This window comes from Gulosibacter hominis (assembly GCF_904842695.1).
In the GTDB taxonomy this organism is placed as follows: domain Bacteria; phylum Actinomycetota; class Actinomycetes; order Actinomycetales; family Microbacteriaceae; genus Gulosibacter; species Gulosibacter hominis.
This window is the reverse complement of sequence record NZ_CAJGWQ010000022.1, coordinates 1-23,280: the sequence shown is the minus strand read 5'-3', so window position 1 is coordinate 23,280 and position 23,280 is coordinate 1. Positions and strand designations below refer to the sequence as shown.

Genomic DNA, 23,280 nt, shown 5'->3' with positions numbered 1-23,280 from the left:
TCGCGGCGCTGCGTGACGAACTCCGGGACACGGTGGATGCACTCACCGATCTTGGGTTCTCTCGCGGCGATGCGATTGAGCAGCTGGGACTTCCCAAAGACCTCGCCCGCGTCGTGCGCGCACGACGACGCACGGCAGGCAACGCCGAGGCGGCCGCCACGGACAGCGTGGACAGCGCGCCAGATAACAACGAGGAAACTAACCTCTAGCGGTCAGCACGGGCGAGTGCGCGTTGAACCGTGCTCTTCCCCACCCCAAGCGCGCGTCCAATGGCCGCATAGCTGAGTGCGCTTTCACGGAGCTTTTGGGCAGCTTCCAAACGCTCCGATGTCATCACCGTGGGGCGGCCACCGACGCGCCCCTGTGCGCGTGCGTGAGCCAGCCCTAACCGAGTGTTTTCGCGGATCGTGTCAACGCGCAACTGCGCGAACACAGCCACGATTCCAAACAACGCGCGCCCCATCGGTGAAGTCGTATCAATGACCGGTTCGGTCAGGCTACGGATGTTCACTCCGCGCTTCTCCAAGTCGCGGATGACCTCTAGCGCCATCGTGTCGCTACCGGCAATTCGGTCGAGACGGCGCACCAGCAGCGTGTCACCACTGCGCAAATAATCCAGACACGCTTCCCACTCCGGCCGATCAGTTCGGCGGCTTGATTGGGCGTAATCAACAAACACTCGCTGAGCACCCGCAGCCCTTAGCTCAGCCTCCTGCGCGGCGGCGTCTTGGTCATGCGTGGACACTCGCGCATAACCAACACAACTCATCTACTCACCCCGCGTGTGCGGTCGACCGCTGGCGCACTCGGGGTCGCTGCACGCGCGCGTGCAGCTCCTTCGAGCTGCGCCGCCAACCCCTCGGCCGTCACCTTCGGTGCCGGCTTCACGTCTTCGCTGAGGGGCGGTTGATGATCCCCTTCGACAGCTCGCGAAGAAACAGGCGCATCACGTTGCGCCGGCGAAGTTTGGCGAGGTGCCTGCACTGCCTCCACAACGCGCCGCATCGGCTCGGGTGGCAACACATACGCGTCCTCGCCGACCTCCCACCCCGTATTGTCAATGACCTCGGTCACGGCCCGGCGGACGTCTGAATCGGCGAGGTTCAGACGGCCAGTGGCCTCGACTTGATCCGCAAGGTCCCGGTACGGTGATGCTGCCACGGCGAACTTCTGGTTAATCCTGCGCATGACTTCCTCCTCACGGCGAAGTTCGCTCTCTATTGCGTCCTGGGAATACGCGTAGGTCGGATCGGTGTGCAGCTCGGCCGCGCGCTCACCGAGGTCGAAGGACAAGTCGCCCTCTCGGTAGTCGGCATACTTACGCAACGCGGTGGCCAGTGCCACGCGCTCAACGTTATTGAGTTCAAGAACTCCCGCCGGTGCGGCGGTTTCTCCCGGCAACATGGGATCCATCATGAATTCCTTTCGTCGCTTCCACAGCCAACATATGAACGCACGTGCGCGTATCCTACAACACTCATCGTTGCGGCCCAATCGACCGCCCCGGCTTCGGTGGTTGGGGCGGGGTCGGCCGCGTCGCCGCGGCATCCTGTAAACGCTGCCGAAGCGCCTCCGCAGTCACGGGCTGCACCTGTCCGGACAGCTCATCACCGGCGACATTGGGCCGGGAAAGTTCTTTGGCGGCCCCCGGCCGGTAAATGTATTCGCCGCCGTCCGGCTCACTCAGAGAGTCCAGCACATCACCGGCGCTCACAGTTCTTGAAACCACCCGACCAGTGCCAGCGTAATCGGCCGCGAGCTGTCGTTCAGTGGTCACAAAATCACCCGGAACGATCCCACCGTCGACCCCTGCCGGTATGCCTCGATATATCTGAATCTGCGCATCATCACTCAGCCCATGAGTTACCGCAAATGTCGTCATGTCCGGGCCTAGTTGCGCGTCCATTCGGGCGACCGGATCATGGGTCGCAAAGACAGAACCCGTCGGGTTAAGTGAGTCGATGATCGCGTGGTGGTGGCGTGCTTCAATCTGTGCACCCCACTCACCAAGTCGTTGCTGCACGCCCTCCAAGTCACTCATGCCGTAACCGTAAGGGGCCACCTCTTCGGGGTGGATACTTGCTGCACGAGCAAGCGCCTGTGCGAACCAGTCCAGGTCGAAGCCACCATCAGCAACACTGGCCAAGTCCAACAGCTGCGCGTCGGTGTAGCGACCACTCTGACGTATCGCGTCGACATCCAAATAGTCGCGCGCCTCGGCCCTCGAAAACAGCGCAGCAACTTTGTTTCCGACCGCATCATCTTGCGAGAGAACTGGGCCAACGTCGAGTTGCACTGGCGGATTGGCGCGCCAGTCCACACCGAGGTCGACCTCGGTCTGACGACCATCACTTGCCCTTACCTCTAACCGGGCGTAGCCGTCATAATCGCGCTGTCGCTCAACCTGAAAACCATGCTCCCGTAGCGCCCCCTCAACTCGTTGTAACGCTTCACGAAACATGGGGGTATCTTGGCGCACAGTGAACAAATCAACGTCCTGCGTGGGCCGCTCGATGAAGCCATGTTCTCGAATCGCGCCCGACCCGGCGAGTGCAAAATCTGAGTCAAGACCAGCAGCAGTAAGGGCTAGGTGTGTGATCTGCCGCTGCATCTCTACATCGCTCACGCTGCACGCTCCCGCAGCACAGGAAACCGAGACTCCCAAAGCTCACGAACGCGACGATCCATTCGGAGTTGTGGCCATGTTTCGATCAGTAGCTCAGCGTTCAAGAACCGCTGTTGCTCTTCCACAGTCGCTTCTGAAAGCAAAGCTTGGTAGGCCATAACTCGGCGGCCCAAGACACCCACATCAACCCCGAACCGGTCATCAAGCCACCGAACGTGGTGTGGAAGCTCAATAAGCCCTGAACACGGGCCGCGCAAATCCTCCAGCGACGCGGGCACCGCATACGGTTTCACATCCCGAAAGCGAACTCGTTTATCGTCGTACATTCTTGCCTCGTTTCTGCACGCTGCACGGACTGCGCAATCATCGTCCCAAAAAGGGTAACCCGCATGTTTTGATCCTGGCTAGGTTCTGAACCAGGTTTCGGACCGTGAAACCCCGGCGTGTCGCGGGGGCCGCTGAGCGCTTGCCCAGCGGCCCAGAAACGACCGTTTACGGGACGGATGCCGGTCCGTTGCTGAGTCCGGCCTCACGTTTCCACCGCTGGACCGTGTTGGTGGAGAGGCGAGCGTCGGCGGCGACGGCACGCACTGAGCCGCCCGCGCGGAGGGCGGCGAGTACAGCGGCCTTGCGCGCGTCGGTCGCGCGTGCGGAGCGTCGGACCTGCTGCGCCTGAGTCGGCGGTGCCGTGCGTCGGCGACCGCCGACTCAGGCACAGCCGATCCAGTAGACGATATGCAGCCAGGTCATGATGCCCTCCGTGGGGTTAGATGATCTGCCCGAGCGCGGACAGGATGAAGCTCGCCGCGGTAAGCGCGGCGGCGATGAACATGAGCCGCCGAATGCGGCGATGGCGGGCCGGATCGGTCGGCGGGAGGGTGCGCTGTTCGGCGGCGAGGCGGAGGCGCTGCACGGTGCCGATGGCCATCATGACGGCCGCGATGCACAGCAGGATGGCGGCCGCGCTGAACAGGGCGACCATGCCGAGCAGGACGGCGGTCTGTAGCGGGGTGCCGAACATCGGTGCCTCGCTTACCCCTGCGGCGTCTCGTACCAGCGCACGACGCCGTTGTGCGCGTGCGCTCGGCGAATGTGCTCGGATGCCTCGGTGACGGCGCGAGCTGCGGCGTGCAGCTCGTCGGCGGCCGCCTGCGGGCTGCCGGTACGGCCGCCGTCTTCGCCGTCGTAGTGCTCGCCGTCCTGTGTGGCGGCGTGCCAGGTGGCGAGCTGCGCGAGCACCTGGGCGAGGTGGTCGGCTGTCGCGCTCAGCTCTCCGAGCAGCCGGTATGACTCGAACGGCTTGGGCACGCCGCGCGTCGAGTGCGCGAGCGTGCGCGCGGTCGCTTCCAGCTCGCCCGCGATGTCGAGCTGCCGGGTCTCTTCGTTGATGGCCATGAGAGTGTTCCTGTCAGTCGAGAGTGCTGGCCGGTCGGTCGTCGGCGTGTCGCGCTCCCCGCGGCCGCCTCGACGCCGCGGGCCAGAACTCTCGGCTGGGGTCATCGAGTTGGGTAAAGGTGAATCCGTCAATTTCGCGCTGGGCTTCAAGAAGTGAGTCGTGGATGCTCTGCATTGTTCCTATCCCTCGTGGTGATTGGCTATGTGGTGAATCAGTGTCGGCAAACGGGGGTGAGGCCGAATAGCACTCAGCCTCTCCGTGGCGGGGCCGCTCGTGTCGACCCCACCACGATGAACTCTCGGCTTAGCCTTCGGTAAAGTCGCGGTTAACTTCAAAGGCGCGGGTTTCCAGAATGTCAAACGCTTCGTCATAGAGACAGGTGAGGCGGTGGCGCGCGCGGGCGAGTGTGCGGTACTCATCGTCCATGCCGTCCTCAATGTCAGCTTGCAAAAGCCGATCATGGTCACCGGCCAGACGAATCAGCGCCACCAAGTCCCCAAGCGAGCAGGTGAACAGATATTCATTTGGCGGGTTGTGGAAGGGGTCGTCGCTGTGTTTGGGCGTGCGGGTTGCAAGATAGCTTGCCGGGAATTGACGCTCCACGGCTTCCAACTTTTCGCGGTTGGCGGCGCTCTTTTCGGCGGTTGGCATGGATCGGTGTGCAGCGCGAGCTTCATTGGCAGCAGCGACCATCAGTGGCTCGTCGTCGTAAATCTCGAATCGCATTGAGTGATTCCTTTCTGGTGTTCTCATTGTCTCGTCAGCCTCCGACACACGCCGGGGGCCGCTGGGGCTAGCGGATCGTGGCGATCAGGTCAGGTCGAAAGCCTGCCCAGCTCTGGCCACCATCAACCGTGACCACCGGCAACGCCTTCCACCCCTCGGTGCGCAGCCACGCGGCCACATCCTCGTCCTTGTCCACATCAACGCGATCAAAGGCCACACCGGCACGTGCCAGCGCTCGCTCGGTAGCCCAGCACTGTCGGCATGTCTCCGCACCGTAAACCGTCACCTGGGGCTGGGTCGTCATCGTCATGTCCATCTGCCTCTCCTTTCCATTTTTTTTGCTGTGGAAGGCGGTTTACCGCCGCTAGGCCCAGAGGCCGGAGTGCAAGTGAACGTGGAATACCGGAGCGGCCGAGCGCAGCGAGAGACGCGAGGATATGCCGCGAAAGCACTTGCGCGTAGGACGGCGGGCCGTATGCTGCCGAAGGCTTCCACAGCAAAAAAATGAATGAGTGCCGCGTAGCGGCTCCAAGGCTGTGGCCTCCGTGACACAGCCCGTGGCCACCCGTCGGTGGCCACCCCGAGGCCGCGGCCTCGGCCTCGGGTGACCACCGGCACTTCCCAGCTTGCTAGTGCCCGCTCTTGCGACTCTCCGATGACCACGAGAAAATAGCACTGGTGCGGGTCTGCGCCCCACCGTGTTTTACACCGGAAGTGTGGGGCCAGGTCATCGACCTGGCCCCACACGTATTTCGGCGCAATTTCTCCTTCTGTTGGTTCGCACCACTCCCCCAACGTGACTGTGCCTCGGGATCGTCACCAATACCCTTCGTAGGCAACTCATCGCGCAGCGATGAGGCGGCAGCCCCTCGCGGCCACCGGCCGCGCTAACCGCACCCTCTCGCCTTGGCGACACAGGCAATCAGATCGGGGCGAAACCCACTCCAGTGCTCATCATCAGAAACCACCACCACCGGCGCGGCACTGTATCCGAGGTCTTGCACGTACTCGCGGGCCGGGTCATCGGCGCTCACGTCGATCACCCGATACTCGATGCCAGCGGCGTCGAGCTGGCGAGAGGTCATCCTGCACGCCATGCACTGCGGCGTGCTGTAAACCATCAACGGTGACATGCCTGCGGTGGTATCCATCAGTCCAGTGGTCGGCCGCGTTGTGCCTCGCCTGCGGGGACTCCATCAAACCGTTCGCCGTCGTTCAGCTCGCGCTCTAGCTCGGCGACGCGCTCCAGCATGGTGTGCAGCTGAAACTCGGTGAAACTTCGCCACCCGTACTTATCCCGACCGGCCATGAACGCGGCGCGGATGCGTTCGTTTTCCTCGCGGGTCGCGTAATAGGCGGTTTTCGTTCGGCGTGGCGCCGTAGTCGATTCTTCGGGCCGCGCCGTCGGTGGTGCCTTCGGAGTGGCAGTAGCCGTCTGCGGGCGGTTCGGATTGAGCGGCGTAAGGTTTCCCAGCTGCGACTTCCTGCGGGTCGGTCGATTGGTACTCATCGGTTCATCCTTTCTGCAAGCTGGTCAAGGTAGCCAACGTAAATCTGGTGCAGCTCGCGCTCGGCGTTGTCGCCTTCGTCCAGCCCACGTGACGATTCGCTCGCATCGGCGATTGCCTGCCGCTTCGGCAGCTTCGGGGCCAGCATCGGCAGCTCGGCAGCGTCGGCGGCGTCGTTCAGCTCAGTTGCCCAATGCAGCCCGGCCAGGGTGTGCCGCTCGTGCTGGTTCACGATCAGGCCGGCAACTTCCAGCTGTGGGTTGTACCACTGGCGCACACCGTTGATTGTGGTGAGCAGCTGGGCCAGGCCGTTGACGCTCCAGAGCTTCGTTTGGGTCACGATGACCACTCCATCGGCGGCGGTCATCGCGTTAATCGTCAGCTGATCGAGCGCGGGGCCACAATCAATCAGCACTAGGTCAAACTCGGCGGCAACTTTTGCCAGCTCAGCTTTCAAGCGTGACTCACGGCCCGGCGCGGTCGAAGTCGTCAGTTCGTCACGTACCCCACTCAGCGCACCACCGGCTGTTGGGGCCACGGTGAGTCCTTCCCAGATGCCGGGCAGCAGCACGTCAGGGAGGTGCAGTTCGGAATGTGCGCTCAGCGCATCGGCAAGGCCGGCGTCGCCGGCCTCGATGCCGTCGGTGAGCACACTCGTGATGTTGCCTTGGGGGTCAGCATCCACCACCAGCACGCGCGCGCCACGGGTCACCGCAGCGCGGGCCAGGTGAAACACGGTGGTGGACTTTCCCACTCCGCCTTTTTGGTTGCAGAACGCAAGAATCATTCCAAGTCACTCTCCATTGTCCCTAATACTACTATTCAGCCCAATCAGCCCGACACCTTGCGCCGCAAACTGCCGGGTGCAGCCAGGCGCGGTCGAGTCGATCCGCGCCTGGCTACGGTTGCCGCTAATCGGCATCGTTACCGGTGGCGCGCTCCACAGTCACGCGCTGCCCCCGCAGCGACACGGCAATGTTCGCGTTGCGCACTTCGTGCACCAGTCGGGTTTCGCCGTGGTCGTTCGTCCACTCGCGCACGCGATAGGGGCCGGTGAACCACACGCGGATGTTGCCGCAGCGCTCGGCCGCGTCGACTAGCTGCTCAGCTTCGACGCCGTTTACGGCGACGTCGTAGGCGATGGTGCCACCGTCGATGAATTCCTCGCCCTCGCGGATGCGGTCAGTCACCAGTACGCGAGCGAAGGCGTAGGGCTTGCCGTCTTTGTCGTATCGCAGCTCGGGGGTGCGGGCCAGGTTTCCAGTGCGGGTAATCGTGCTCATGATGTGCTCCTTCATGTCGATAGTAGGCTGAATCGGGTTACTGGGGTTAATGGGACTAATCGGGATAGTGGTACTTGTGGGGCTTAAACTTCCTCCTGTTCGATCAGCTCAGGCAGTGCGCCTCGGGCGATGAGGCTGGCAACGGTGCCGGCTTCATCCTCCGTGAGCGCGGCGCGCACGACGTGCTGACTAAACAGCGCCCATCCTTCGCCGAACGCACGGCCACCTTGGGTGACTTGAATCAAGGTGGCGACCTGTGGACGTGGCCCCCGGCTCACGCTGTGCCACGTCCAGCGCACTACCCAGGCGAGTGCCTGAGCGCGATGCTCGGTTTGCCAGCCCGGAATGGTGGCGTCGCTCGCATTGAGCACCAGCTCGGCGGTAACGTCAGGGTCGGCAGTCACCTCGGCCGCACCCGTCCAGCTCGCGGCGAGCACAGCGGCAATTTCGGTAGTGGTCGTATCGGTGGTCAGAATTTCCATCAGAACTCCTTGGGTGATGATTAGTACTAACGGGGGGAGTAGTACTAATAGTACTAAGCGGCACGGGTGCTGGCGAGACCATTCTGCTCATGCACAGCGAACTCTCAGGAATAGTACTATTCGCCCCATTGGTGCGGTGAGCGCGGCCGGCGGCCGCGAGGGGCTGCCGCCTCATCGCTGCGCGATGAGTTGCCTACGGGTGGTGTTGGGTTCGTTTCGCAAGTGGTGGCGGTGGTGGTCACGTGAGTGCGCATCGTGCGGCTACGTGGCCACCAGGGCGGCTCGTGCAGCTCGGAAATCAGCTCGTCCGCGTCGTCGGGGGTGTTTGCGTCTCGGGCCGTGGGGGAGTGGTGCAGTAAAGAGCGCGAGTTGAGTTGGGTCGGGTCGTTGTTCGCGCTCGGCCTTCGTCTGGTGCATCCAGGCAAGCTCGGCTTGCCACCAGGCCCACAGCTCTCGCTCGGTCGCGTATGCTGCGGCGCGGGTAGCCAGCAGGCCAGCAGTTCCGCATATCTCGGCCACCTGGTCACGTCGATCTTCGTCAGCTCGTCGCCAACCATCACGGGTACCTTCGAGTAGACCGGCCGCGACCAGCCCATGCAGGATTGCGTGCAGCTCGCGGGCATCGGTACCAGTACGCCAGCTCAACTCATCGAGTGTGGCGGGGGTAGTGGTGCAGCGCGCGTAGACGTTGCCAGCGTGGAAACCTAGAGCAGCAGGAGTGAACGCATCGTGCGTAGCAGCGGTGGTGCGGTCGCGCAGGTGGAGCAGCAGTGCGTTTCGAGCAGCCGTAGCGGTTGCGGGAGTGTGCCTGGCGGCGTGGGCGACTTGTGACCGGGCAGTAGCTATGTCCGTGTGGATAACCGCTTCGCCCTCGATTTTCCAGTGTGCTGCGTTGGGGCCTTCGGCGGCTTTGGTGCGGATGATCCAGCCGTCACCGGAGAGCCGTAGCAGCGCCGTGCGCGCGGTTTCACGGCCGACGCCGGCGAGCAGTGCGACTCGGCGAATATCGGCCTCCACCGTGGCGGTGACGGCTTCCAGGGCCAGCAGACACAGCACGTCCAGTACTCGACGGTCAGCTGGGCCGCCGCCGGCGCTCCAGCGGCCGGGGCTGGCATCAGCTCGGGCTTGGACGTGCTCGATGTGCTCCGCAATCGCGGCGGCGCGCGTGGGAAAGGTCGGATCATCGCCAGCGGGCCGGCGACCGGCGGCCACGTGGGCCACAGCCCGCTGCCACTGCCGGTGTAACACCGCGTGGCGTTCGTCCTTGCTACGGGCCACGCGCGGGCCACTCGGCCGACGTCGCGTGCGCACGTGCTCCAGGCCGGGGGCATCCAGTAGCGCCTGTACGTCGTCCAGCTGCCAGTGTGCAGCAGCGGCTCCGGTGAGCACGCGCCACAGCACGGCGCTGGCGCTGCCGTCGCGTTCCGCATCGAGCTGCGGAACGGTGGCATCGGTCAGAAGGGCGACGCGCGCCGCACTCGAGAGCTGGCGCTTCGGGCCGGGTATCCAGGGGTGGCGGCGCGAGTCAAGGTCAACCGCGGCCGTGGGGCCGGTGATTGCGTCGGCCGCGGTGTTCACGCGTGCGGCCAGCAGGGCGTGCAGCTCGGCCACTTGGGCCGCGGTGCCCCGCGGGCTGGTGAGCGCGTCGAGGTCGCCGTGCAGCACAGTTGAGCGGCCACCCTCACGGTGTGGCGCGCCGGGGGGGCGCACACACCCTGTCGCGGGGTTGTTGATCGGGGAAAGGTCAAGTTGCGGCCACAGCGCCTTTGCTAGGCGCGCGAGCGGCCGCACGAGTTGAGCTGGGATCGCCTCAGCAAGAGCGCACCACACGTGCCGGCCGCCACTGGGGCCAGACTGGCAGATCACCGGGTCAAGGCCAGCCGCCTTCGCCACGTGGGCGAGCTGGGTTGCGGCCTCGTGCGCGGCGGTGGCGGCACCATCGGTTTTGGCGTCAAAGTCGAACGCCAGCAGGCGATAGTCGTGGCGTTCGTCGGTGAGATAGATTGCCCACGGTGCATCGGGTGCGGGGCCGTCGACGGCACGCACCAGGTGCGGGGGATACGCATTGAGCGTGCCATCGGCATCGGTGGCCGCGACGCGCACCTGGCGGCGCGGGCTGAGCTGGCGGGTCAAGCGCCACGCGCCGACACTCGCGCGCGTGTCACTTGCCCGCATCGTTGCGGGGCCTATAATGGAGCCACCTCCTTTCCTTTGTTTTGGGTGGTGCATCGCTGCTACCGGTTCAGTCGGCAAACTTCAGCGGTAGTAGCAGAGAACTTCGGCCCTCGCTCCTTGAGCGGGGGCCGCTCTCGTTTATGCACTCAGTCGGATGGGCAATTCGTTCTCGTCGGGTTCAGGTTGCGGCATCCAGCGCGGGACACCCCGATCACTCAGCTGGGTGGCGGTCAGGTGCGCCACGAGTTCTTCAAAGAACACGCCTTTCGAGACACCGGCGGCGTTCGCCATCGCCTCGAACTGGAGTTTGGTTTCACGGCTGATTTGGTAGTTGACCTGGACAGGATCAACGCGCGTGCCGCGGCGGCGTCGCTTGATATCGGTTTCCATAGCGGTCAATCTAGGCGCAGGCCAGGCGAGGGGCTAGCACTAGGGGCGGCGTGTCGCAGCATCGGCAACGTCGTTGCCGATGAGGTAGCCCACAGCATCACCCAGCGCCGCGTCGAGCGCGTGCCGGTCGATGCTGTACAGCGGGCGCGCGTCGTCGGTGACGTGGACGAGCCCGCCCGCTTCGAGCTTGCGCAGGTGCGCGAGCAAGGTCTGGTACGCCACGCCGATCTGCTCCGCCAGCTCGCCACTGGTGTGGCCTTCGGTGGCCACGGCGAGCTGCCGTATGAGTGCCGCGCGGGTGGGGTTCATGCCGAAAATGCCAAGCACAACGTCTTGCCTCTCTGTCGTTGGCAGACGTGGGGTGGCAAAGCGGGGCATGCCCTCGATTGTGCCAGCTTCACGTTTGCCGGATGCGTATTGCCTACGGTTAAACGATAGGCTACTGTTTAACCGTAGGCAAGGGGTCGCAGCCAGCGGCGTCGAACCTTCAGACTTCCGCACTACGCGCGAAGTTACCCATATCCGCTAGATTGGCCGCGCCACCGGGCGTAAAACACAAGCCAGTAATTCATGGCGTTCATTTACAGCGTCGTAAATTGCTGCTCAACCGCAGACCCGCACACATTGTGCGCACCACCTCATAGGAGATCACTATGGATATGCTCGACACGCTACTGAACCTGTTTGTCACGTTCGCCACCATTGGCGGCGGCCTGTGGGCCGTGTGGGGAGTGATTACCCTCGCGGGCGGACTGAAAGACCAGAACGGCCCGCAGACCCAATCGGGGGTGTGGCAGACCGTAGGTGGTGGCCTCATCATCGCCGCGGCGCAGCTGTTCAACACCATCGCGCTGTAGGCGGTGACCGCGCATGGATGACCTGATCGTCGGCATTCTCAATGCCATTGGCGGGTCGATCACCGGCGGCGCACGAGACATCCTTGAATTGGATGTGGGAGCGTTCAACGAAACTGCGTTCGCCGCAATGGAAAACATCGCGCAGTCGGTCGTGAAACCCGTCTCCGCAGTCATATTGGCAATCATGCTGGTGGTCGAGCTGGCTCGGGTGTCGAGCCACATCGAGAACGACAACCAAATGGGCGTCAAGCTCATCGCGGGCACGATGTTCAAGTTCGTGCTGCTCATCGTCGCCGTGCAGCACGCGCCAGAAATTCTCGGCGCAATGAACGAGATCGCGAGCACCATCATTGATGGGATCGCGGGTGTGACCGACGAAGCCACGGATGAAGGCACGAACCTGGGTGACTCGATGAAAGAGGACATCGAGGGCGCGGACGTCATCGACAAGGTGGGCTTCTTCATCCTCGTGCTGCTCCCGTTCATGGTGGCCTCGCTCGGCAGCTTGATTGCGCTGGTGGTGGCGATGCTCCGCTTCGTGGAGTTGTACCTGCTGTCCGCGTTCGCCACGCTGCCGGTGGCCTTCATGGCCAACCCCGAAACGAAGAGCGTCGCCGTGGGATATCTGCGGCACTACGCGGCCGCCGCGCTCCACGGGGCCACACTCATGTTGGCGCTGTACTTCTACTCGGTACTCACCTCGTTTGCTGGCAACCAAGGTTGGGGAATCAGTGCACCGGGCGAGGATCAGGCACTGTCGGGCTGGGCGATTGCGAACTTCGGGCCGATGTTTTTGGCCGGGGTACTGCTGATCGCACTGGTGCTCGGCTCCAACCGCATGGCCAAGGCCCTGGTGGGGCTGTGATGAAAGGAACCGCAATGAACCGTCGTACCACCCTCGGGGCCGTCGTCCTGGCTGCCACCCTCGCGGTGGCGGGCTGCGCCCCGTCGCTCGACTCCATCCAAGAACAAGCCGCCGCCGAGGTCTGGACGTTCGAGGAGCTGAGCGAAAACGAACGCCTGGAGTGGGCCGGCAAAATCGACCAGGCCCCATCCGAAGAAGCCGTCAACGACCTGCTGGAAGGCGCACGATCCAAGAACGAGGAACGCCAACAGCACCGCAAAGAACAGGAAGAAACCTGGGCGGCAGAATCCCAAGCAGCGCAAGAAGCGTTTGCCGAGCTGGAGCCGCTGCTGGACAACAAGGTGTGGCGCGCCGAAGCCGGCGACGTCACCGGTGCGGGCGATGACGAGTTCGAGCTGTGCGAGTTGCAGTTCAGCCTCGACGGCACCGTGCAGGAACTCTCAGAGCCAGGCAAGAGCGGATGCTCACTGCGACTTGGCTCGGAGCGATTCGAAGAGTGGGAGTTTGACGAGTCCACGCATGAACTGGTCCTCATCAGGCGGAATGGCGAGTCGCGCTTTCCGTTTGTCGTGGAAGTGAGCGAGGACGGTCGCACGGTCACCCTGGAACAGCGCGGGATCGCCGAGCACACCAAGACGTTCACAGTAGAGGATGCGTAACCACCGTGGCACAAGAAATGAAGGTCTACGACGAGATCACGGCGTTTCAAGCCAAGGTCATCATGGGCATGTCCTGGCGACAGCTGCTGTGCGCCTTCCTCGCGCTGGTGCTCGGTAGCGGCGTGTACGCCCTGCTCTGGCTCATCGGCCTCGATGACTGGGCCGTGTACGGCGCAGCAGTCGTGGCCACACCGTTCGGACTCATGGGCTGGGCACGCCCAGCGGGTCTGCCATTCGAAAAATACGCAAGTTTCATTTTGCGCCACCTCACCGAGCCGCAGAAGCGGTTGTACGGGCAACAGCCCGTGTGGCGCACGGATCGAAAGAAGAAGGATTATGGCCAAAAAATCGTGGCTGTTCCGTCGCGGCGGAAACAGCGATTCACAGAACGAGGCCGCTAACACCGGCGAGCGCCGCAGCCGCCGCCAAGAGGAAATCTCGCGGCGGGTGCGCAACACCACCCAAGCGGCAATTCACTACGAAGGCATCAGCGAATCGGGCCTGTGCTGGCTCGGCGGCAACCGATACTCGATCACGCTGAAACTCGGCGACATCGCGTATCAGATCGCCTCAGACGACGTGCAAACCGGGTTGCTGGAAAAGTACGCCACCTGGCTCAACTCGTTCGACTCATCACAAACGGTGCAGATCAGCGTGGTGAACCGCGTGCTCAGCCAGTCCGACGTGCGCTTGCAGTCGGAACTGCCGCTACGCGGTGATGGACTTGACCAGTACCGCGCCGAGTTCAACCGCATCATTGACAACCGACTGTCACGTGGCCGGAACAACACGGTCACGGATAAGTTCGCCACCATCACGGTGGAGTCAGAGGACTTCGAGGAAGCCCGCACCAAGCTGATGCGGCTCGCCGCAGAATCCATCGCCTACCTGCGAGGCGTGGGCGGCTGCAAGGCCGAAATCGTGTCCGGCTACGGCCGGGTGGAGCTGCTGCACTCGCTGCTGCACCCCGACACCGAATCGCAGTTCGCGTTCAACTACGACGAACTGGGCGACCTTGGCATGTCGTCCAAGGACGTCGTGGCCCCGTGGTCGCTCGACTTCACGGACAAGAGCATGTTCGTGATGGGCAACGAAACCGACACCTACGGGCAAGTGCTGTTCCTGGATCGGCTGCCCGCGTGGCTGTCCGACCAGGTCGTGCGCAGCCTCACCGAAATCAACACCGACCTGGTGGTGTCCATCCACGCCTCACCGCTGGATCCGGGCGAAGGGCTGCGCATGGTGAACCGGCGCATCGCGGACATGGACATTCAAAGCGCAAACGAGCAAAAGAAGGCCGCGAAGCAGGGGTACAGCATGGACTTGATTCCCCACTCGCTCAAGCGTGCCCACGATGACGCCACCGAGCTACGCCGCGAGCTGGAGACGTCGAACCAGAAGCTGTTCTCGACCACCGTGGTGGTGATGGTCACCGCCCCGTCGAAAGCGGAGCTGCTGCGCCGTGTGGATCGGGTGCGCGAGGCCGGGCGTCGTCACTCGTGCGACTTCTCGGTGCTCAAGTGGATGCAGGAGGCGGGGCTGAACGCGGCGCTGCCGCTGGGGCGCAACGAGCTGCCACTGTTCCGCACCCTCACCACGGCCACGACCGCGGTCATGGTGCCGTTCACCACACAAGAGATCTTCCACCCTGGCGGGATCACCTACGGTGTGAACAAGCTGTCCGGCAACCTCATCCTCGGGTCACGGCAGGCCACCATGAACGGTAACGCGTTCTTCCTGGGCACCTCGGGGTCGGGTAAGTCGATGTTCGGCAAGGCCGAAGCGGCACAAGTGCTGCTCAACCGGCCGGAAGATGACGTGATCTTCATTGATCCCGAGCTGGACTACGTCCCGGTAGTCGAAGCATTCGGTGGGGAGCGCATCGAGATTCACGCGGCCTCGTCCGCGTCGATCAACCCGATGGAGCTGCACCCCGACCCGCAGGAGGAACACCCGATCCGCCGCAAGGCCGAGTTCGTGCTGTCGATGTGCGAAGTGCTGATTGGTGGCCCCGAGGGTTTGACCGCGTCGCAGCGCTCAATCATCGACCACACCGTGACCGAGGTGTACGAACAGTTCTTGCGCACCCCGAAGCGCAAGCGGGAAATGCCCACGCTGCGCACGTTGCATGACGCGCTGGCAACGCATGAAGAACCGAAGGCGCGCGAGCTGGCGACCGACTTGCAGCTGTACGCCACCGGGTCGTTCTCGGGCTTTGCGAACCGAACCACCGCATCGCGCGATTCGCGGTGCACGCTGTTCGACATCTCCAAGCTGGGATCGGACATGCGCACGTTCGGCATGCTCGTGGTGCTTGAAGAGGTGTGGGGCCGCATCGTGCGCAACCGCGCGGCTGGCCGGCACACGTGGCTGTACGTGGACGAGTTCCACGTCATGTTCTCGAACCCGTTTGCGGCTCGGTACTTCCAATCGATCTTCAAGCGTGCCCGCAAGTACGGCGTCATGACCACCGGGCTGACGCAGAACATTGACGAGCTGTTGACCAGTGACGAGGCGCGTCTCATGCTCGCCAACAGCGACATGCTGGCGCTGCTGGAACAGCGCGCTACCGATGCTGCCACGCTCCAACGCCTGTTCCACTTCAGCGACCAAGAAGCCTCGTTCTTCGTGAACGTCACCCCTGGACACGGCCTGTTGCGGCTCGGATCGGCAGTAGTGCCGTTCGACAACACGCTGCCAGATAACACGAGCTTGTACCGGCTGTTCTCGTCGAAGTTCGGGGAACAGATCACGGCCAAAGACTTGGAGGACGCACCCGCATGAACCGGCGTGCCAACTCAGTGCTCGGGCCGCGACGCACCGCGGGGCTGACCGTCGAAACTCGCCAGCAACAACAAACCGTGCTCGGGTCAAGCACCCGCGCCACCACCACTCGCTCCCAGACGCCGAGTTTGCTCGGCGGCACCCCGGCGGCCGCGACTGCGCTGACCGCGGCCGCCGGGACGACCGACGATCCCGAAGCGAGCATCAGCGCCGCGGCAGGAGCGGCAGTGGCCGCCCGTGCCGCGGCGCTGAAAGCCGGGGCGGGCGTCGCAGTCGGCGGCGCACTCGCACTGTCCGAGCATCAGGATCACTCGCTGGACGAACAAGCGGCGATGGTCACCCACCGGGTGCTCGACAAAGCGGTCGCGTCCCCATCGACCAAGCTCACGAAAGCCGCGGGCCGGGGCGCACTGCGCGCGGGTGGTATGGCCACCCGCGCAACAGCACGTGGGAGCGCCGTACTGGGCCGCGCCGCGGCGCAGCGGGTCGCGTCCTCGCGCGCCGTCACCACGGCGAGTCGCACCGCGCATGTGGGCGTGCGACAAGTCTCAGCAGGCGCCGCACGCATGACGCAAATCGCGGTACAGAGCGTCGTGAGCGGCGCGAAACTCGTGTTCGCCGCCGGGGCGGCGCTGGCCACCTCACCGGTCATGGCGATCGCCACGGTGATGCTCGGCGTCCTCGCGGTGATCGTGACCATGTTCCCGTGGCTGGGCGGGGTCACCGCCCACGAGGAAGAACAAGCGGGCGTACAGGGCAACTTCACGCCCGGCCAGGTCGGCGACGATTACCCGTATAAGGATCGACCATATAACGAGATGTCGCCACTACGGTATGCCTACGGCAACTGCACCGACTTTGTAGCGTGGCGCATCAACCGCGATTTGGGAGTGACCAGCGAGCCTTGGGAACTTGACTGGGACGACTTAACGCCCGCGGGCGGCGACGGCAAAGACTGGGCATCGCCCGACAATCTCCCAGGATGGGACTTCACAGATACACCGGCAGTAGGGGACATATTCTCGGTGCCCGCAAACACGCAGGCGTGGGGTAGCAGCGCCGGCAACGGGTTTGGCCATGTTGGCTATGTTGGCGCGGTATATGCCGATGGCACCATCCTTTTGGAAAATTACGGTGGCGGCGAGTACTACACCTTCACTAAGACTCTCGATGAAGCCAAGCGCGACTCGGCGGCGGGCTTAGTGGCATTCCGCAAGAATCCCCGCACGGTCCTGGCGGTTGGTGACGACATGAACCGCAACCTTACAAGTCCTAGCCCGGCGCAAGCAAAGGCGCACGCTATGGCACTGATCCCGCACTACGGCTGGTCGGTAGAGACGCAAGGACAGTGCCTGGTGGATCTGTGGAATGGGGAATCGGGCTGGCGCTGGGACGCTGAGAACCCCAGCTCTGGAGCGTACGGCATCCCACAAGCTTTGCCAGCAGACAAAATGGCGAGTGTCGGCGGTGACTGGCGCACCAACGCTGACACTCAAATCCGATGGGGCCTTTCCTATATCGCGGAGCGGTACCAGACCCCATGCGGCGCGCTGGACTTCTGGAAAGCGAACGATCCACACTGGTACTAGGAGCGAGCATGGAAAAGACCGGAACCGCCTTTCGGCTGTTCGTCTTAGGGGCGGTGCTGCTGATCGTGGCAGTCGCAGTAGCGCTGGTGGTACTCATCCAGCAGCGACCTGGAACGGCAGCACCGCCCTCGACGTCAGCAACCACTTCCGAAACGGTGGCATCTCCGACCGCCAGCGCAACCGAGTCGCCAGTAACGGGGCCACCGACGCTGGAAACGGAGGGCACCTACGACCACGTCACCCCAACGCCGCCGAAGGCGGAAGAACTCGTGCGTTCGGCCACCACGCGCCTGGCCGAGTGGGAACAGGGCGAAAAGCTGGAAGCCCGTCAAGCACGCCTTGACGGGCTGATTCCAGCTGACCTCATCCGTGAAAGCCCGTGGGAACACGACCTCGGCACCGTCGAGGGCGCGTACGTGACCGTCGAGCTTGGCGCAACCGTCCCCGGTGACCCAAGCAAGGCAAAGCCGGGTCGAATCGACGTGTCGCAACAGGTGGAGTGCACCATCCACCTGCCCAAAGGCGACGACGCGGAAACAGTAGCGACCGTGCATGCCTTGTGGCACTACACGGTCGATACCAGTGATCCGAACCAGCCGCGCATCATCGACGTGCGCGAACCCGTGCGGCCCTAGGCCGCCTCGGGCACCAGCTCCACGTCGTTCTCGTCAAACTCTCGCGGCTCCGCGCCTGCGTCCGCCTCGGCGGGCGCAGGCGCTTCTGTCTCGGGTACCGGTTGCGGCGTGTACACGTAGTCGCCCTCGGAAATCGCGTCGAGCTTGCGACTGCGGAACGGTGGCACACCGCGCAGCAGGTACAAGCACTCCAAGCTGCCCAGCTTGGCCACCTCATCGGGCAACAGCAGCTCGCGGCCGAGCTTGCGGAAGTTGTGGCTCCCGCCGCCGCTTCGCCCGCCGAGCTGGCGCGACTCGTCGCGCGAGTCGATGGTGGCCTTGCCCAGTTGCTGGGAAATCCACTGGGTGGTGGATTTCTCGCGGCCACCGAGGAACAGCACGCTGTCACAGTTGCCGACGACCGTCTCCCAGTCGTCCTTGTACAGGGCCTTGCCCTGCTCATAGTTCTGAATGATGACGCTCACGGCCAAGCCACGCTTACGCATCACCGCAATCTTCGTGTGGAAGCTCGGCAGTTTGCCAATGTTGGCGAACTCATCCATGAAGCAGTGCACGGGCACCGGCAGGCGCTTCTTGGGGCTGGCGTCGGCCAAGGCGATGTTCTTCTGGAAGAACAGATCGTAGAACACCGCCAGCAGCCACGAGAACGTCGTGTGCGAGTCGGGCATGATGAGAAACAGTGCCGTGGGCCGCTGGCCCACGCTGGCAGCGTCCACGGTGTTGGACCCCAGCACGCGCTTCAGGGGCGACATGTACAACGGCGCGAGTCGAACACCCAAGCTGATGAGCACGCTTTTCTTCGTCTCGCCAGCACCCTTGCTGTAGATGTCGTATTGCGCGAACGCGAACTCCCACATGCGCAGCATGAGCAAGGCGTCCTCGTCGTAGCGCTCCGGGTGCGCTTCGCGTACGTGCGTGGGGTGCTCGTCCAGAATGTCCCCGAGCGACAAGAACAGCGCGTCGCCCACTGACTGAAACGACTCGTCGTTTTCGCTCGTCTCCAGGTCGCTCAGTAGCTCGGTGACATCGTTCATGGTCGCCTTGTCACCGTCGCGGCCATACACGAATGCCACCAGTGCGGCCAACAGCGCGCGTTCGGCCTTCTCCCAGAACGAATTATCGCCACCGCTGGGCCGCCGGCCCGTCGTGTTGGCGATAATGTTCTCGACCAAGATCAGCACGTCCACTTCACCCTGGCTCGGGGTGAAGTACGCCAGCGGGTTGAACGTGTCGGACTGTGCCCAGTCCACAAAGTTCAGCGACCGCACCGCGTAGCCGGCATCTTCGAGCTGCTGCCCGGTGGCCTGCATAATCTCACCGTTGGGGTCAGTGACCACTACCGACTGATTGCACTGGGCGATGTTCGGTTGCACGTAGTAGCGGGTCTTACCGGAACCACTCGACCCGATCACCAGCGCGTGCAAGTTGCGCTGGGTCTTGCGCGAGTCCAAGGCCAGGCGCTCGGTCTTGGTGAAAAGCAAGTTCCGGGCGCGGTTACGATCCGTAAACGGGCGAATATCCGCTGGGGTGCCCCATCGAGCCGAACCGTGTTCTTCCCCGGCGCGCATCTGTTTCTTCGTCGTCAAGCTGTACAGCACGATCAGCGCGACGATGCCGGCGGCCACGGCGGCGGCAATCAAGTCCGGCTGCTCGAACGACACCGCAAAGGGGTTCGTGAACGCCTTGGGCAAGGTGTGCACCACCTCGTCCACGGGCACCCCATCGGCAATCGCGGTGCGGCCCTGTTGGTACAGTTTGTTCGCTGCCCACGCCACCAGCACAACGGCAATGCCGCCGCCAATGAGGGCACCTTTGCTACTCGTGGATTTGGTCATCGTGGTGAATCTCCTGACGGTTGAAATGCTGGACACGGTGGTGAATCGCATCCCGCTGCTGTTGCGTCGTCGCGGGATCATCGGAAATACGGGCTTCGGTGCGCTCATGCAACTCGTGCATGAGCATGGCGGCGGTGACCACGTGCTGTTCGTGGTCACCGCGGGAAGCCGCATCCTGGAATGCAGCTTCACGCACAGGCGCGTGGGTTTCGGTCGGGGAAAGAGTCTGCACGTACTGGTGCACCAGGTCGGTAGCGCTCGGGGTCGCTGGGGCGACCATCAGCATGGAGCCGACCTGCACCACATGCGCGGGCATCACGCGGTACCCGGCCAGTGCGGTCACGTGCGTGGCCGTCGGGTGATCGTGCGCGTTGACCAACCCTGCGCGCGACTCACCCGTGGTAGCCTCGCGGCGCTCCGGGCCACGCGAAGTGTGACTGCGCACCAATACTCGGAAGCTCATGTCGAGGGCACCTCGGGCAGCTGCTCGGCACCAACGTGCCGAGCTTCAACCGCCCAGGCACGCGCATCAGTGGGTGGCAAGTCATCGTCTCGGGTAAGCACCCCACGCACGAACACCGCTTGCCCCTCAGTCCATGCAGCGATCACAGGGGCAAGCTCGCCAGTGCCCACGATCAGCTGCTCAACCGGCTCACTCCCGTCGTGCATGCTCACCTGCACGCGCGCGCGGCAGATGCCGCGCCGTTGGCGTGGCATCTCTGCCAAGGTGCCGTGCAAGAGCACGTGTACGTCGTCGGTCATCGCTGCGGTGCTCGCTTCGGTTTCTGCGGCGCATCCGGCGTCGGCGCATCCAGCCGAGCCGATTGCGCGCGTTCCTGATCTGCCCGCAATCGCTCGGTGGTGATCTTCTCCGGCCCGTCCGCCTTGGGGGCGCGGTCGGTTCCGACTTCCATCCCGAGCTGCTTTGCCACGCGGGCACGAGCTTGATTCAAGGCGTGCTCAACCGAGGCCAGGTCGTTGCCCGAAAAGTGCAGATATGCGCGACCGTCGGGGGCTTTCTCCAACGAAAAGTTGACGCCAGCTCGACGCATTTCTTGCTGCACGCTTGCGAACAACTCACGCGGCACTTCAGCGTGCTGAATGCCGCCGCCCTCGACGTTGTGCAGACGCTTCACCGTCATCTTGCCGGTGTTCAAGTGTTTAGTGCGCGCCTGTGCGGTCAGCTGCGCTGCGGCCCGCAAACTGTGCGTCACACCTTTGAGTGTGGCGTTGCCCAGCGCCACCAGGAGGTTGACGCCTTTGTCGGTAGCTTGCAGTGTGGCTTGTGCGCCAAAATCGGTCAGACTCATCGTGCTCTCCTTTGGTCAGATTGACTCAGTGATGCAGTGCGTTCAGCGGTAGATAGTCGATGCAGCTCGCGAGAAACTTCGTCCAGCTCGATGCGCAGTGCACTCGCCTGTTCTGCGTACACGTCGGGACGAATACGGCCCTCGGCCATGTCGTCGTAGAGCCGCTGTTGGGTGGCCACCAGCTCCCGCTGGCGCTCGCCCAGATCGTGAATGGCCTCAACAATGCTTGCCCGGTCGTGCCCGTACTCGAACTCCACCGACCAGGCCGCCGTGGTGTCACGCAAGCGTTGCGCCTCGCGCGCGCGATACGCAAGGAATGCCGTGTGGCGTTCGCTCTTGCCTTGCGGTGACAATCGCTCAGTGCGCTGGCCAACTCGCATCGTTTGTGGCGACAAGTACAGTTCCAATTGGTCGCGCGAGAACATCTGCGCGAACTCGCCATTGCGGGTGAACACCGGCACCACTTCATTGTCACGTAGGAACAAGCGAACTGACTTCGAGCCGGTCACCACTGCCTCGTCGGGCACCCGGAAGCGCAGCTCACCGTGCGTGTATGGCAGCGCCACAACGTGCCCAGTTCCCGACCGGTCGCGGGCGATCATGCTGGGCTGCACAGAGTACTCGTGCACCACTTCACGCCCGAGTCGAGCCATCACTTCCGGTAACGCATATCCGGCACCTAACCGCCAGTCCCTGACCGCGCGCTCTTGCCCAGGAAGCTGATAGGTCACGTACCCATTGCGCACAGTTACGCGCATCCCGTCGCGTTCGAGCTGGCCTTGAAACTCGTCCCAGCTTCGTGAAGTCGCCGCTGCATCATCGACCAGTTGGCGCACCTGGTCACGCCAGCTTCGCCCAGCGAACTGTGCGTGCAACTCCCCCAAGCTCGGCCGAACATTCCGGGTCGCTTGCGGGGGCACCACCGACAAGCTGCGTGCACGGCACAGCTCGTCACTAATCGCACGCCACTCGTGCAGCGTGTGGCGCTGCATCCGCAGCTTACGGTGCGTCGTCGTGTGCACGGGGCAAATGTGAATGTGGTTGTGTACGTGGTCACGGTCAGTGTGCGTAGCGACCACATAGAAATAGTCACCACCCGTGATGCGTTCCGCGAACTCAACACCGATCTGTAGCGCCTCAACGTCGGTCACTTCACCAGGTTTGAACGACTGAATCACGTGGTGCGACAGCACCTCCCGCCCCGAGGTAATCGACCCTCGTTGCGACTGCGAAAGCATCCACTCGAACTGCTCAGCAACCGCGTTCGCATCGTTCGCATCGAGCACACAATTGCTTGCCGCCAGCGCACCGTCGTGAGTCTTCTCAGCGTTGAGCACATACGCCACCGCCTTAGCCACAGTCGCGTGCACCTGCTTGACCTTCACGACAGCCACAGCGCTACTCCCCCGACTCCGAATCTCGCAGCAACGACTGCACCGACCGCATCAATTCATGCACCCGGTCAAGCTGATCGAGGTGAACATGCTTCTCCGTGTTCACCTGCCGAGCGATCTGATTGATGTTGTTGCCAATCGGAGCCAGCGCCGCAAGAATGCGCGACGCATCGTGCCGACTCCGATCCACTCGCACCTCACCATTGAGCAACATCACGCGAGCAAACGTGCTGAACGAGTCGATGCCGGCCGCCGCCATGCGCGCCTGCACCGCCTCCCATTCCGCATCACTGAACCACAGCGACTTGCCGACAGTGCGAGTGCGGTTCACGGTCACCTCGTTCTCTCTATGGGGCTTGGGTTCTCCCAACAAGCCAACCGAAGGTTGAGTGGGTGTGTATTACACCCGCTATGCTTGCTCCCCCTCACAGTAGCGCAAACACCCTCCGTTATCTAGGGTGGATGATGCGGCCGCACCGATGGGGTCGATGACCATTCAGAAAGGATCACCAGCGATGACCACAGCCGAGAAGAAACGAACAGCGAAGGATCGTGCAGCAGCAGCGCTGGCCGATCAATTCGAGCGACTACAGCGCATCCAGAATGACCTCTCCGAAGCGATCTTGAAGGCCGAACAGTTCGCGGCGCTGCGTGACGAACTCCGGGACACGGTGGATGCACTCACCGATCTTGGGTTCTCTCGCGGCGATGCGATTGAGCAGCTGGGACTTCCCAAAGACCTCGCCCGCGTCGTGCGCGCACGACG

31 protein-coding genes and 1 pseudogene are annotated in these 23,280 nt (G+C 63.4%); 9 read left to right on the top strand and 23 right to left on the bottom strand.

The window, feature by feature from the left end:
• Nucleotides 1-209, top strand: a 209-nt coding sequence (locus tag JMV54_RS10300; protein ID WP_201518832.1) for a hypothetical protein, incomplete at its 5' end; no start/stop codon positions are given.
• Here JMV54_RS10300 and JMV54_RS10295 read toward each other — a convergent pair.
• The 17 genes and pseudogenes from JMV54_RS10295 to JMV54_RS10215 all read right to left on the bottom strand — a co-directional run bounded on the left by JMV54_RS10295 (nt 206) and on the right by JMV54_RS10215 (nt 10,913).
• Nucleotides 206-769: a recombinase family protein gene (locus JMV54_RS10295; protein WP_201518831.1), complete on the bottom strand. Its 564-nt coding sequence runs from the start codon at nt 767-769 to the stop codon at nt 206-208. The genes JMV54_RS10300 and JMV54_RS10295 overlap by 4 nt on opposite strands.
• Nucleotides 766-1,416, bottom strand: coding sequence for a hypothetical protein (locus tag JMV54_RS10290; protein ID WP_201518830.1), 651 nt, complete (start codon nt 1,414-1,416; stop codon nt 766-768). The genes JMV54_RS10295 and JMV54_RS10290 overlap by 4 nt, the downstream gene beginning before the upstream one ends.
• 61 nt (nt 1,417-1,477) lie before the next feature.
• Nucleotides 1,478-2,611, bottom strand: coding sequence for a nucleotidyl transferase AbiEii/AbiGii toxin family protein (locus JMV54_RS10285; protein ID WP_201518829.1), 1,134 nt, complete (start codon nt 2,609-2,611; stop codon nt 1,478-1,480).
• A 507-nt stretch (nt 2,612-3,118) separates the two neighbouring features.
• Nucleotides 3,119-3,283 (bottom strand): annotated as a pseudogene (locus JMV54_RS10845) (helix-turn-helix domain-containing protein); the annotation flags it as partial.
• 109 nt (nt 3,284-3,392) lie between these two features.
• The gene (locus JMV54_RS10275) at nt 3,393-3,647 is read right to left on the bottom strand and encodes a hypothetical protein (protein ID WP_201518828.1); all 255 of its coding nucleotides are present in this window, start codon (nt 3,645-3,647) and stop codon (nt 3,393-3,395) included.
• An 11-nt stretch (nt 3,648-3,658) separates the two neighbouring features.
• The gene (locus tag JMV54_RS10270; RefSeq protein WP_201518827.1) at nt 3,659-4,021 is read right to left on the bottom strand and encodes a hypothetical protein; all 363 of its coding nucleotides are present in this window, start codon (nt 4,019-4,021) and stop codon (nt 3,659-3,661) included.
• Nucleotides 4,022-4,034: 13 nt separating this feature from the next.
• Nucleotides 4,035-4,196: a hypothetical protein gene (locus JMV54_RS10265; protein ID WP_201518826.1), complete on the bottom strand. Its 162-nt coding sequence runs from the start codon at nt 4,194-4,196 to the stop codon at nt 4,035-4,037.
• A 129-nt stretch (nt 4,197-4,325) separates the two neighbouring features.
• Entirely contained in the window at nt 4,326-4,748 is a 423-nt protein-coding gene (locus JMV54_RS10260) for a hypothetical protein (RefSeq protein ID WP_201518825.1), read from the bottom strand.
• 67 nt (nt 4,749-4,815) lie between these two features.
• A complete protein-coding gene (locus JMV54_RS10255) occupies nt 4,816-5,058 on the bottom strand; it encodes a glutaredoxin domain-containing protein (RefSeq protein WP_230972919.1) in 243 nt (80 codons plus the stop codon).
• Nucleotides 5,059-5,635: 577 nt separating this feature from the next.
• A complete protein-coding gene (gene nrdH / locus JMV54_RS10250; RefSeq protein WP_338085385.1) occupies nt 5,636-5,869 on the bottom strand; it encodes a glutaredoxin-like protein NrdH in 234 nt (77 codons plus the stop codon).
• Between the two features lie 29 nt (nt 5,870-5,898).
• On the bottom strand, nt 5,899-6,258 hold the full coding sequence (locus JMV54_RS10245; protein ID WP_201518824.1) for a hypothetical protein: 360 nt from the start codon (nt 6,256-6,258) through the stop codon (nt 5,899-5,901).
• Nucleotides 6,255-7,043 (bottom strand): ParA family protein, encoded by a 789-nt coding sequence (locus JMV54_RS10240; protein ID WP_269144595.1) that lies wholly within the window; start codon nt 7,041-7,043, stop codon nt 6,255-6,257. The genes JMV54_RS10245 and JMV54_RS10240 overlap by 4 nt, the downstream gene beginning before the upstream one ends.
• A gap of 124 nt (nt 7,044-7,167) precedes the next feature.
• Nucleotides 7,168-7,539 carry a single-stranded DNA-binding protein gene (locus JMV54_RS10235; RefSeq protein ID WP_201518822.1) on the bottom strand — a complete coding sequence of 124 codons (372 nt, stop codon included), beginning with the start codon at nt 7,537-7,539 and terminating at the stop codon, nt 7,168-7,170.
• An 83-nt stretch (nt 7,540-7,622) separates the two neighbouring features.
• Entirely contained in the window at nt 7,623-8,021 is a 399-nt protein-coding gene (locus JMV54_RS10230) for a hypothetical protein (protein ID WP_201518821.1), read from the bottom strand.
• Nucleotides 8,022-8,282: 261 nt separating this feature from the next.
• Nucleotides 8,283-10,154 (bottom strand): hypothetical protein, encoded by a 1,872-nt coding sequence (locus tag JMV54_RS10225; RefSeq protein WP_201518820.1) that lies wholly within the window; start codon nt 10,152-10,154, stop codon nt 8,283-8,285.
• Nucleotides 10,155-10,334: 180 nt separating this feature from the next.
• The gene (locus JMV54_RS10220; RefSeq protein ID WP_201518819.1) at nt 10,335-10,586 is read right to left on the bottom strand and encodes a hypothetical protein; all 252 of its coding nucleotides are present in this window, start codon (nt 10,584-10,586) and stop codon (nt 10,335-10,337) included.
• 39 nt (nt 10,587-10,625) lie between these two features.
• Entirely contained in the window at nt 10,626-10,913 is a 288-nt protein-coding gene (locus JMV54_RS10215; protein WP_201518818.1) for an ArsR/SmtB family transcription factor, read from the bottom strand.
• A 326-nt stretch (nt 10,914-11,239) separates the two neighbouring features.
• On the opposite strand from JMV54_RS10215, the gene JMV54_RS10210 reads away from it, so the two are divergent.
• Genes JMV54_RS10210 through JMV54_RS10180 form a run of 7 tightly spaced genes read left to right on the top strand, consistent with a single transcriptional unit; the run spans nt 11,240 to nt 17,975 of the window.
• Entirely contained in the window at nt 11,240-11,443 is a 204-nt protein-coding gene (locus JMV54_RS10210) for a hypothetical protein (protein WP_201518817.1), read from the top strand.
• A 13-nt stretch (nt 11,444-11,456) separates the two neighbouring features.
• Nucleotides 11,457-12,308 (top strand): VirB6/TrbL-like conjugal transfer protein, CD1112 family, encoded by an 852-nt coding sequence (locus tag JMV54_RS10205; RefSeq protein WP_201518816.1) that lies wholly within the window; start codon nt 11,457-11,459, stop codon nt 12,306-12,308.
• A 14-nt stretch (nt 12,309-12,322) separates the two neighbouring features.
• Nucleotides 12,323-12,967 carry a hypothetical protein gene (locus tag JMV54_RS10200; protein ID WP_201518815.1) on the top strand — a complete coding sequence of 215 codons (645 nt, stop codon included), beginning with the start codon at nt 12,323-12,325 and terminating at the stop codon, nt 12,965-12,967.
• Nucleotides 12,968-12,972: 5 nt separating this feature from the next.
• The gene (locus JMV54_RS10195) at nt 12,973-13,368 is read left to right on the top strand and encodes a PrgI family protein (RefSeq protein WP_201518814.1); all 396 of its coding nucleotides are present in this window, start codon (nt 12,973-12,975) and stop codon (nt 13,366-13,368) included.
• On the top strand, nt 13,304-15,751 hold the full coding sequence (locus JMV54_RS10190) for a VirB4-like conjugal transfer ATPase, CD1110 family (RefSeq protein ID WP_201518813.1): 2,448 nt from the start codon (nt 13,304-13,306) through the stop codon (nt 15,749-15,751). The genes JMV54_RS10195 and JMV54_RS10190 overlap by 65 nt, the downstream gene beginning before the upstream one ends.
• Nucleotides 15,748-17,340 carry an aggregation-promoting factor C-terminal-like domain-containing protein gene (locus JMV54_RS10185; RefSeq protein WP_201518812.1) on the top strand — a complete coding sequence of 531 codons (1,593 nt, stop codon included), beginning with the start codon at nt 15,748-15,750 and terminating at the stop codon, nt 17,338-17,340. Before JMV54_RS10190 ends, JMV54_RS10185 begins: the two co-directional genes overlap by 4 nt.
• A gap of 8 nt (nt 17,341-17,348) precedes the next feature.
• On the top strand, nt 17,349-17,975 hold the full coding sequence (locus JMV54_RS10180) for a hypothetical protein (RefSeq protein WP_201518811.1): 627 nt from the start codon (nt 17,349-17,351) through the stop codon (nt 17,973-17,975).
• Here JMV54_RS10180 and JMV54_RS10175 read toward each other — a convergent pair.
• Genes JMV54_RS10175 through JMV54_RS10150 form a run of 6 tightly spaced genes read right to left on the bottom strand, consistent with a single transcriptional unit; the run spans nt 17,972 to nt 22,845 of the window.
• Complete coding sequence (locus JMV54_RS10175; protein WP_201518810.1) at nt 17,972-19,810, bottom strand: VirD4-like conjugal transfer protein, CD1115 family; 1,839 nt, start codon at nt 19,808-19,810, stop codon at nt 17,972-17,974. The genes JMV54_RS10180 and JMV54_RS10175 overlap by 4 nt on opposite strands.
• On the bottom strand, nt 19,791-20,273 hold the full coding sequence (locus JMV54_RS10170) for a hypothetical protein (protein WP_201518809.1): 483 nt from the start codon (nt 20,271-20,273) through the stop codon (nt 19,791-19,793). Before JMV54_RS10170 ends, JMV54_RS10175 begins: the two co-directional genes overlap by 20 nt.
• Nucleotides 20,270-20,572, bottom strand: a complete 303-nt coding sequence (locus JMV54_RS10165; protein WP_201518808.1) for a hypothetical protein — start codon at nt 20,570-20,572, stop codon at nt 20,270-20,272. The genes JMV54_RS10170 and JMV54_RS10165 overlap by 4 nt, the downstream gene beginning before the upstream one ends.
• Nucleotides 20,569-21,120 carry a DUF3801 domain-containing protein gene (locus JMV54_RS10160; RefSeq protein WP_201518807.1) on the bottom strand — a complete coding sequence of 184 codons (552 nt, stop codon included), beginning with the start codon at nt 21,118-21,120 and terminating at the stop codon, nt 20,569-20,571. Before JMV54_RS10160 ends, JMV54_RS10165 begins: the two co-directional genes overlap by 4 nt.
• Entirely contained in the window at nt 21,117-22,514 is a 1,398-nt protein-coding gene (locus tag JMV54_RS10155) for a relaxase/mobilization nuclease domain-containing protein (RefSeq protein WP_201518806.1), read from the bottom strand. The genes JMV54_RS10160 and JMV54_RS10155 overlap by 4 nt, the downstream gene beginning before the upstream one ends.
• A gap of 4 nt (nt 22,515-22,518) precedes the next feature.
• The gene (locus JMV54_RS10150; protein ID WP_201518805.1) at nt 22,519-22,845 is read right to left on the bottom strand and encodes a plasmid mobilization protein; all 327 of its coding nucleotides are present in this window, start codon (nt 22,843-22,845) and stop codon (nt 22,519-22,521) included.
• Nucleotides 22,846-23,029: 184 nt separating this feature from the next.
• On the opposite strand from JMV54_RS10150, the gene JMV54_RS10145 reads away from it, so the two are divergent.
• A partial coding sequence (locus JMV54_RS10145) for a hypothetical protein (RefSeq protein WP_201518804.1) occupies nt 23,030-23,280 on the top strand: 251 nt, incomplete at its 3' end.

What these genes read in the sequence shown, in the direction of transcription:
- JMV54_RS10170 (WP_201518809.1), bottom strand. Translation starts at nt 20,273, where the DNA reads ATGAGCTTCCGAGTATTGGTGCGCAGTCACACTTCGCGTGGCCCGGAG.
- JMV54_RS10220 (WP_201518819.1), bottom strand. Translation starts at nt 10,586, where the DNA reads ATGGAAACCGATATCAAGCGACGCCGCCGCGGCACGCGCGTTGATCCT.
- JMV54_RS10270 (WP_201518827.1), bottom strand. Translation starts at nt 4,021, where the DNA reads ATGGCCATCAACGAAGAGACCCGGCAGCTCGACATCGCGGGCGAGCTG.
- JMV54_RS10200 (WP_201518815.1), top strand. Translation starts at nt 12,323, where the DNA reads ATGAACCGTCGTACCACCCTCGGGGCCGTCGTCCTGGCTGCCACCCTC.
- JMV54_RS10260 (WP_201518825.1), bottom strand. Translation starts at nt 4,748, where the DNA reads ATGCGATTCGAGATTTACGACGACGAGCCACTGATGGTCGCTGCTGCC.
- JMV54_RS10185 (WP_201518812.1), top strand. Translation starts at nt 15,748, where the DNA reads ATGAACCGGCGTGCCAACTCAGTGCTCGGGCCGCGACGCACCGCGGGG.
- JMV54_RS10205 (WP_201518816.1), top strand. Translation starts at nt 11,457, where the DNA reads ATGGATGACCTGATCGTCGGCATTCTCAATGCCATTGGCGGGTCGATC.
- JMV54_RS10160 (WP_201518807.1), bottom strand. Translation starts at nt 21,120, where the DNA reads ATGAGTCTGACCGATTTTGGCGCACAAGCCACACTGCAAGCTACCGAC.
- JMV54_RS10180 (WP_201518811.1), top strand. Translation starts at nt 17,349, where the DNA reads ATGGAAAAGACCGGAACCGCCTTTCGGCTGTTCGTCTTAGGGGCGGTG.
- JMV54_RS10165 (WP_201518808.1), bottom strand. Translation starts at nt 20,572, where the DNA reads ATGACCGACGACGTACACGTGCTCTTGCACGGCACCTTGGCAGAGATG.
- nrdH (WP_338085385.1), bottom strand. Translation starts at nt 5,869, where the DNA reads ATGGTTTACAGCACGCCGCAGTGCATGGCGTGCAGGATGACCTCTCGC.
- JMV54_RS10230 (WP_201518821.1), bottom strand. Translation starts at nt 8,021, where the DNA reads ATGGAAATTCTGACCACCGATACGACCACTACCGAAATTGCCGCTGTG.
- JMV54_RS10245 (WP_201518824.1), bottom strand. Translation starts at nt 6,258, where the DNA reads ATGAGTACCAATCGACCGACCCGCAGGAAGTCGCAGCTGGGAAACCTT.
- JMV54_RS10275 (WP_201518828.1), bottom strand. Translation starts at nt 3,647, where the DNA reads ATGTTCGGCACCCCGCTACAGACCGCCGTCCTGCTCGGCATGGTCGCC.
- JMV54_RS10190 (WP_201518813.1), top strand. Translation starts at nt 13,304, where the DNA reads ATGGCCAAAAAATCGTGGCTGTTCCGTCGCGGCGGAAACAGCGATTCA.
- JMV54_RS10210 (WP_201518817.1), top strand. Translation starts at nt 11,240, where the DNA reads ATGGATATGCTCGACACGCTACTGAACCTGTTTGTCACGTTCGCCACC.
- JMV54_RS10295 (WP_201518831.1), bottom strand. Translation starts at nt 769, where the DNA reads ATGAGTTGTGTTGGTTATGCGCGAGTGTCCACGCATGACCAAGACGCC.
- JMV54_RS10285 (WP_201518829.1), bottom strand. Translation starts at nt 2,611, where the DNA reads ATGCAGCGGCAGATCACACACCTAGCCCTTACTGCTGCTGGTCTTGAC.
- JMV54_RS10265 (WP_201518826.1), bottom strand. Translation starts at nt 4,196, where the DNA reads ATGCAGAGCATCCACGACTCACTTCTTGAAGCCCAGCGCGAAATTGAC.
- JMV54_RS10255 (WP_230972919.1), bottom strand. Translation starts at nt 5,058, where the DNA reads ATGACGATGACGACCCAGCCCCAGGTGACGGTTTACGGTGCGGAGACA.
- JMV54_RS10240 (WP_269144595.1), bottom strand. Translation starts at nt 7,043, where the DNA reads ATGATTCTTGCGTTCTGCAACCAAAAAGGCGGAGTGGGAAAGTCCACC.
- JMV54_RS10235 (WP_201518822.1), bottom strand. Translation starts at nt 7,539, where the DNA reads ATGAGCACGATTACCCGCACTGGAAACCTGGCCCGCACCCCCGAGCTG.
- JMV54_RS10290 (WP_201518830.1), bottom strand. Translation starts at nt 1,416, where the DNA reads ATGATGGATCCCATGTTGCCGGGAGAAACCGCCGCACCGGCGGGAGTT.
- JMV54_RS10175 (WP_201518810.1), bottom strand. Translation starts at nt 19,810, where the DNA reads ATGACCAAATCCACGAGTAGCAAAGGTGCCCTCATTGGCGGCGGCATT.